General features: G+C 62.4%; 7 protein-coding genes. 5 read left to right on the top strand and 2 right to left on the bottom strand.

Annotated elements, in window-relative coordinates; all coding sequences use genetic code 11:
• Nucleotides 1–18: 18 nt before the first annotated feature.
• On the bottom strand, nucleotides 19–1,041 hold the full coding sequence (locus EOD07_RS19730) for an acyltransferase (protein WP_281059071.1): 1,023 nt from the start codon (nucleotides 1,039–1,041) through the stop codon (nucleotides 19–21).
• Between the two features lie 294 nt (nucleotides 1,042–1,335).
• Here EOD07_RS19730 and EOD07_RS37715 point away from each other — a divergent pair, with 294 nt between their 5' ends.
• Both EOD07_RS37715 and EOD07_RS19720 read left to right on the top strand, forming a co-directional pair.
• Entirely contained in the window at nucleotides 1,336–1,521 is a 186-nt protein-coding gene (locus EOD07_RS37715; protein ID WP_164772365.1) for a hypothetical protein, read from the top strand.
• Between the two features lie 297 nt (nucleotides 1,522–1,818).
• The gene (locus tag EOD07_RS19720; RefSeq protein ID WP_127236661.1) at nucleotides 1,819–2,781 is read left to right on the top strand and encodes an alpha/beta hydrolase; all 963 of its coding nucleotides are present in this window, start codon (nucleotides 1,819–1,821) and stop codon (nucleotides 2,779–2,781) included.
• A 1-nt stretch (nucleotide 2,782) separates the two neighbouring features.
• Here the strand turns inward: EOD07_RS19720 and EOD07_RS19715 are convergent, their stop codons facing one another.
• Entirely contained in the window at nucleotides 2,783–3,682 is a 900-nt protein-coding gene (locus EOD07_RS19715) for a LysR substrate-binding domain-containing protein (protein ID WP_040981895.1), read from the bottom strand.
• Between the two features lie 219 nt (nucleotides 3,683–3,901).
• On the opposite strand from EOD07_RS19715, the gene EOD07_RS19710 reads away from it, so the two are divergent.
• From EOD07_RS19710 to EOD07_RS19700, 3 genes are all read left to right on the top strand, one after another.
• Nucleotides 3,902–4,087 carry a hypothetical protein gene (locus tag EOD07_RS19710; RefSeq protein WP_095764923.1) on the top strand — a complete coding sequence of 62 codons (186 nt, stop codon included), beginning with the start codon at nucleotides 3,902–3,904 and terminating at the stop codon, nucleotides 4,085–4,087.
• Between the two features lie 352 nt (nucleotides 4,088–4,439).
• Nucleotides 4,440–4,574 carry a hypothetical protein gene (locus tag EOD07_RS39095; RefSeq protein WP_112099240.1) on the top strand — a complete coding sequence of 45 codons (135 nt, stop codon included), beginning with the start codon at nucleotides 4,440–4,442 and terminating at the stop codon, nucleotides 4,572–4,574.
• A 304-nt stretch (nucleotides 4,575–4,878) separates the two neighbouring features.
• Nucleotides 4,879–5,713 (top strand): GlxA family transcriptional regulator (locus tag EOD07_RS19700; protein ID WP_348627777.1); only part of this gene is annotated, 835 nt, incomplete at its 3' end.

The raw sequence follows: 5,713 nt of genomic DNA, 5'->3' as shown, positions 1-5,713 counted from the left end.
CGCGAGTAACGTTTCAGTTCATTCCGCGGCCCCTGCGGCCGCGGCATTGCTTGCCTTCACGACGGTCTTGGGACGTTGCGGATGCAGCAGCCCGATCAATGGCTTTTCGACAATCAGATAGAGCATCGCCGAGAGCGCGAACGTGGCGACCAGGATCGTCACCGGCTGCAATGCCACGGGGATTCCGATCCTCAGGACGACACCGGTCGCCAGGACGCCGACCACGACATGCCACAGGTATATCGAATAGGACGCGTCGCCGAGAAATGTGGGCAAGGCAGCGGGCTTGAATGGTCGCGCCCGCTCGGCAAAACCCGCGCCCGCCACGATCGATGCGGCCGGAAGCCCCCAGCGTAAGGCCCGAGGCAAATCGGCATCGAACAGCGGGCCGGCCGCAAGGAGAAGAAATCCCGCGCCAACCATCGCCAGCGCCACACCGAGCGGAAGCCTGGCGCCCTGGAGCCACAAACGCCCCACGGCGACGCCAGCCGCGAACTCGATCACGACAGGATCGGTGAAGGCATGCGCATATCCCGCGGGCAGGACGAAGTGCAGCGCGACGATGGCGACAAGCGCGCCCACGAGAACGCCGAACCGCCAGCGCTCGCCGAGGAACAGGACGAACGTGAAAACGAGATAGAACATCATCTCATAGCAGAGCGTCCAACCCTGTATGACGATGGGGTGCAGCGCGCCCTCCTGCAGGACCGGCAGGAAGAACAGCGAGCCGACGAAATTCGCCACACTGAAGAAATGGCCGTAGAAGAACTGCGGCTTGATCAGGATGCCCGCCGCGGTCAGCAATGTGACAATCCAGTACAGAGGCACGATGCGGGTGATCCGGCGCCCCATGAAACGCCAGGGATCGGCCGGCCTGCCTGCCGTCGTCACCCACATGATGAAGCCGCTGATGACGAAGAAGACGTCGACGCCGGCAGCTCCGACGTCGAACGGACCACCGAACTGCTCGCTGACGTGAAAGCAAACGACGGCGCAGGCGGCAAGGCCGCGCAGATACTGAACACTATGGATGCTCGTCACGATGCCCTGACCCGTATCGCATCATGTTGCGATGCACACATACCCACGCCGCATTGCACAATAACAATGCAGCCACTCGCCTCTGTCAACCGCCGATGGCAGCTATTCGGACAAGAACCTGCCCGTCGGTCTGCTCAATTCATTTGTATGCAAATGTTTCCGGATCCGCGCGATCCGGAAACCGAAACACCGTTCTCGCGAAATCGACCCGATACATGCATGACGCATCTAGCGGCCATCCAACAGCGGCCAGCGACCATCCTCGGCCGTCGTTGCTCTTCAAGGGAGATAAAAATGTCGATGTTCGATAATCTCAGCCGCTTCGGCGTCACCATCCGGCAGGCTCATGCCAGGAACAAGGCGATCCGCGCGCTCAACGATCTGCCGGCGCATGTCCAGAAGGATATCGGTTGGCCGGCCTCGCCGCCGAGCGACCCGCAGGCAGCCCTTCACAAGCTGCTTCTGGGCACGCCGCGCTGATGACCTTCGCCGACAAATGCAAGCTGCTCGGCAAGCGCCAGGACCGCAACGTGACTCCGGCCGGCGACAACAGGTTGCGCGCGGCGCTGCTGCCGAAGCGGCGCTAGAGCATTTAAAGGGAAGTGCGCAGCGGTCGGGCCCTGCGACTTCCGTCCGGAATTGCGTGAACAAAGAACTGGCACCCATCGGATCACGCCGATGTGCCAGGGTGATTCCTTGACATTTCAAACTGAGGTACAATCTTCGCAGAGCGGGGGGAATTCTCTTAGTCGGCTCTGCCGAAGTCCGTGTATCCGCATGCCCAGTTTGAAAAGCCATCTCGTTTCGTTCGTTCTCCGGCACAGCCGCAAGAAGGCGTTTTCCAGTCCCGAGAACCTGCAGCGTTGGATCGCCTATGCCCGCAAGACCGAGGACTATCATCCGCCGGCCTTGCTCAAGGCGCGGCTGGGCATCACCGAGACCGAAATCGACGGCTTCCCCGTCTATGAGATCGCGCCGAAGGCGGGGGAACGCCGGCGCATCCTTTACCTGCATGGCGGCGCCTACGTTTTTCAGATCACCTCCTACCATTGGGGGCTGATCGCCGAGATGGCCGAGCGTCTCGGTTTCGGCATCACCGTGCCGATCTATCCCATCGCACCCGAGCACGATTTCCATGACATGTTCGGCATGGTCGGCGACCTCTACCGGCGCATGCTCGAAGAGGCCGACGCCGAGGACATCGTCTTCATGGGCGATTCCGCCGGCGGCAACATGGCCGTCGTGCTGACCATGATGGCAGCCGAGGAAGGCCTGCCTTCGCCGTCGCGTCACGTGCTGATCTCGCCCGGCCTGGACATGTCGCTGTCCAATCCGGAAGTGTTCGAGGCCGAGCGCAACGATCCCTGGCTCGGCATCCCCGGCGGGCTGGAAGCGATCCGGCTCTACAGCGCCGGCTTCGAGCGCTCGGACTGGCACATCAGCCCGCTTTACGGCGATCTCTCGGTGCTGCCGAAGACGCTGCTGCTCACCGGCTCGCGCGATCTGCTCAGCCCCGACAATCTTATCTTCGCCGAACGCGCGCGCGCCGCCGGCGTCGAGGTCGACGTGGTTTATGAAGAGGGCATGTTCCACGTCTGGCCGCTCATCGAGATGCCCGAGGCACGCCGCGCGCGCGACAGCATCGTCGACTTTCTCAGCCTGCCGGCACCGCGCCGTGCTCGGGCGCGGCGCGGGACAAAGGCTGCCCTCGCAACCCGTCCGGCGCCCGCGGCCGAGTAGCTCAGAACTTGCCCGTCTCGCGGAACAGTTCGAACGTCGCCCGGATATGGTCGGCGACGGCCTTCACCGGCGCGCTGGCGTCGGGCGCCACCACCATGGCGAGATTGTAGGTGCCGATCTCCGGCATGCCGTCCTTGGCGCCCAGCGAGACCATCTCGTCGCCGAGGAAGGACTTCGGCAGCGGCGCCACCGCAAGGTCGGCCATGATGGCGGCGCGCTGGCCGGCCGTGTGGGCGCTCATATAGGCGATGCGGTAATTGCGGCCTTCACGTCCAAGCGCTTCCAGGGCCCCTGCCCGCCATGCGCAGCCTTCCTCCCACAGCGACACCGGCAAGGGCTCGCGCAGATGCGCGCAGCCGCCCTTGGCGCCCGCCCACACGATCGGTTCGGTCAAAAGGACCTCGGCGCCGATCGCGCTGGTCTTGTAGGAATTGGTGAGCAGCGTGATGTCGAGCGCGCGGTCGTCCATGCGGCGGCGCAGATTGATGCTCTGGTCGATGGTGACGTCGACGGCGATCGAGGGATGCGACTGGGCGAAGCGCTTCAAGACATGCGGCAGCACGCGCTCGCCATAATCGTCGGGGGAACCGAGCCGCACCACGCCGACGATGTCGGGGATGATGAACTTCGACACCACCTCGCGGTTGATCGACAAAAGCCGCCGCGCATAGCCGAGCAGCATCTCGCCGTCCGTGGTCAGCGTCACCGAGCGCGCATCGCGCGCGAAGACCGAACGGCCGAGGATGTCCTCCAGCTTCTTGATCTGCATGGAGACGGCCGACGGCGTGCGGAACACCGCATTGGCGGCCGTGGTGAAGCTGCCGGTCTCGGCGATCGCCACGAAGGTGCGCAGCACATCGAGATCAAGCAGCGGCAGCGGATGATTGAGCGGGGCGTTCATAGGAGCCTGCTTTCAATTTTTCTGATGCAATCCATCATTCCATTTCGTTTGATTGAACATCACTCCAGGCGCATAGTCAACTCGATCGATGCGGGATGCTGCCAAAAGCAGCCATGAAACGACCCCGACACAGTCCTGCAATCGACATGAAATGAAGCTGAAACAGACCTGATTTAACGCAATGACGGGCGCCTCCCTGCCCGCATAGAGGAGAGAAAAATGTCTATCCTGTCGTCCATCGGTCGGCTTGCGACCGAATTCAGCGCGGCCCGCGCCCGCTACCAGACCGAACGCGCCATCCATGCGCTGCCGATCGAACTGCAGAAGGATATCGGCTGGCCTGAAGCCGCCGATGCCAAGACCGGCTTGCGCCTCGGTGTCGGAAGCTGGGCCGGAGCGAAGTAATCAAGTGTCCGTGGAGTTCTGAAGGCCTGCCGCGTCAGCTCGGCAGGCCTTTTGTTTGTTATGGTCTTTTTTGTTTGCATTCAAACGACTTTTCCAGCCATGCGGCCGCTGCATGACGCATATGAACCACTCGCATAGCGGGTTAACAGGCCAGTTAAGGCGCTGTAAATAATAGGAAATAATGGGCACATTGCCCAAGAATGTCGCAAATCATGTCGCTTTTCATATCAAGCGCTTCGTTTTTACGATTTAGTTTTTGCTGAAGCGAGCCTATATCGGCTGCAGCAAAAACGAGCTGCCCCACTCCATCAAGCGAAGGCGACCCGTCTGAGCAACCAAATGGAGATGGATGATGAAGCTCTTTGCCCGCCTGTTCGCCCGCCGCGAGATGAACCTGACGACCGCCTTGGAGCGTCAGCGCCTCGCCAAGACCATGCCTGGCCAGACCGGCGCCGTGGCCGCTGCCCGTCTCGGCTTTATCGCCTGAGACAATTCCGCATGCTGCATCCCAACGCCGCCCGGCTTGCCGAGGCGGCGTTTTCGTTGGGCGTTGCCACCTGACGTCGGCGAAGAGACGCCCTGTGGTTGCACGGATTGCCCATTTGCGACCCATGTCGCAAATTTAATCTTCGGTTAGCCGCCTACCCGATTGACAGGAATGGTTTTTCCTGTTGTCGCTATGCTGTTCGCGACATCCTGTTCGCGTCATGGCTGCGTGAGGTTTCCCCGTGAATGCCGTAAAGCACCCGATCAAGAGATCGTTCGTATTCTTCCTCGTTCCCGACTTCACCATGATCGCCTTCGCGACGGCGCTCGATCCGCTTCGCTCGGCCAACCGGATGCTCGGCTACGAGGCCTATAGCTGGCGCCTGGCAAGCATCGACGGCAAACCCGTTCGCGCCTCGAACGGCGTCGAATGCGCCGTCAACACCTCGCTCGAGGAAGAGCGCAGGAAGATGGCCGGGCCGGACCGGCCGAACATGGCGATCGTCTGCAGCGGCATCGATGTCGAGCGCTACCAGAACAAGTCCGCTTTCGCCTGGCTGCGCGAGGAATACAACCGCGGCGTCGCCGTGGGCGGCCTGTGCACCGGTGCCCACATCCTGGCCGCCGCGGGCCTGCTCTCCAACAAGCGCTGCGCGATCCATTGGGAGAACCTGCCGGGCTTCTCGGAGGCCTTCCCGAAGGCCAATGTTTTTGCCGACCTCTTCGAGGTCGACCAGAACATCTATACCTGCGCCGGCGGCACCGCCGCGCTCGACATGATGCTGAAGCTGATCGGCGACGACTTCGACGAGAGCCTCGTCAACCGCGTCTGCGAGCAGGTGCTGACCGACCGCGTGCGCAGCCCGACCGATCGCCAGCGCCTGCCGCTGCGCGCCCGCCTCGGCGTTCAGAACTCCAAGGTGCTCACCATCATCGAGCTGATGGAGGCCAACCTTGCCGAGCCGCTGTCGCTGATCGAGATCGCCGACCATGTCGATCTTTCCCGCCGGCAGATCGAGCGTTTGTTCCGCACCGAGATGGGCCGCTCCCCCGCCCGCTACTATCTGGAGATCCGCCTCGACCGCGCCCGGCACCTGCTCATCCAGTCGTCGATGCCGGTGGTCGAAGTGGCGGTCTCCC

Source organism: Mesorhizobium sp. M2C.T.Ca.TU.002.02.1.1 (assembly GCF_003997225.1).
Note: the sequence above shows the minus strand (reverse complement) of the source record. Positions and strands in the feature narration are given on the sequence as shown.